This window comes from Staphylococcus cohnii subsp. cohnii (assembly GCF_002902365.1).
In the GTDB taxonomy this organism is placed as follows: domain Bacteria; phylum Bacillota; class Bacilli; order Staphylococcales; family Staphylococcaceae; genus Staphylococcus; species Staphylococcus cohnii.
This window is the reverse complement of the sequence record NZ_PPQC01000036.1, coordinates 162,716-164,071: the sequence shown is the minus strand read 5'-3', so window position 1 is coordinate 164,071 and position 1,356 is coordinate 162,716. Positions and strand designations below refer to the sequence as shown.

The following is a 1,356-nucleotide window of genomic DNA, read 5'->3' as shown; positions in this document are numbered from 1 at the left end:
TCCCTTCAAAGTTTACATTTTTAAGTGTCTACTTTGAAGGGAGCATATCACAGCCCCAAAACCATTTTTTCTTCTTCTTTTTCTTTTCGAGTTCTTTATACTCTTCGAACTGTTGTTTTTGCCTTTCTAATAATTCCTCATTTGTTAATTCTTTTGCTTCCTTTGACATAAGTGAATCCTCCTAAAATTATAATATATATGAACAACAAAAGTCGTTATTCTAAATTATGATATTCAAACACACGTAAGTGCGAAAAATGAATTAAATAACCATTATGTAGTGTTCTAAATAATTCTTAAGTTATCGTAAAAAAACTTTGGTGATACAATTTTTAAATTGATTTTAAAATAAATTATTATCTTAATTGTACTATACCTAAAAAATAAAAGTGATAACAAAAAGTTATGATGATTATTATTTTTTGTGAAAATACTTATAGTTATATGTAAATCAAATATGATTATTGTAGATCAAACGAATAACTATATGTTTATACATTTTTGATACAACACAGACGAATGTTAGGAACATAATTAACGTTATTTGATATATTAAAAGAAAGTAATTCAGCGCGTGTTGTTACTGTAAGTTCATCATCATATAGGATGTCAGTTAGAGATCACCTTTAAATGATATTGAACTTGAACATAACTACTCAATGGCAAAGGCTTACGCTTACTCTAAGCTTAATATCATTTTGGAATTATTGGATGAATGTAACGGAAAAATTTAGAAGTTAAAAACATATACATACTAAAATACGACAGAAAAAATCGATTTTTTAAATAACACATAAGGAGCATTAATGGCCGGAAAAATTTAGAATTTTATTCACGGAGAACATTATATAAAGTATCTAATTTGCAATGCTAAGTAATTAGTTGGATAATTAATTTATAATACTTACACAGGGTGAATATAGATGGACGAAATTTTTGTTTTTAAAATAAAAACGAACGATGGAAATATGTTTCGTGAATATGTAGAAAATATTTGGCAAATTAGTGAAGCAGTGGCATTAAAAAGGTTTGAAAAAGCGATTAAAAAGCATGAATACTTTTACTTAAAAGATAGTGGTAGATATATTAATGTGAATAATATTATTTCAATAGACGTAGAACTTTTGAACGATAACGTTTAATTTATATATAGTAGCATAGTTTATTAAATTATCGGTGTGAAATATAAGTATATTGATATCATGAATTGTTTTTTAAGATTTATACCTACAGTTAAACTATAGAATCAATATAAAATCAAGACGTAGCATTATGAAAATTGGTTACTTAGTGTGCTTAATTAACAAGAAATATTTTATAATCCAATATGGATATTGCTCAAAAGGAGCTAGAAAA

General features: G+C 25.6%; 2 protein-coding genes. One reads left to right on the top strand and one right to left on the bottom strand.

Annotated features, from left to right (window positions below):
- Nucleotides 1-28: 28 nt before the first annotated feature.
- Entirely contained in the window at nt 29-169 is a 141-nt protein-coding gene (locus CD032_RS13115) for a hypothetical protein (protein WP_155395434.1), read from the bottom strand.
- A gap of 754 nt (nt 170-923) precedes the next feature.
- On the opposite strand from CD032_RS13115, the gene CD032_RS06960 reads away from it, so the two are divergent.
- Nucleotides 924-1,142, top strand: coding sequence for a hypothetical protein (locus CD032_RS06960; protein WP_019467891.1), 219 nt, complete (start codon nt 924-926; stop codon nt 1,140-1,142).
- The last annotated feature ends 214 nt before the right edge of the window (nt 1,143-1,356 follow it).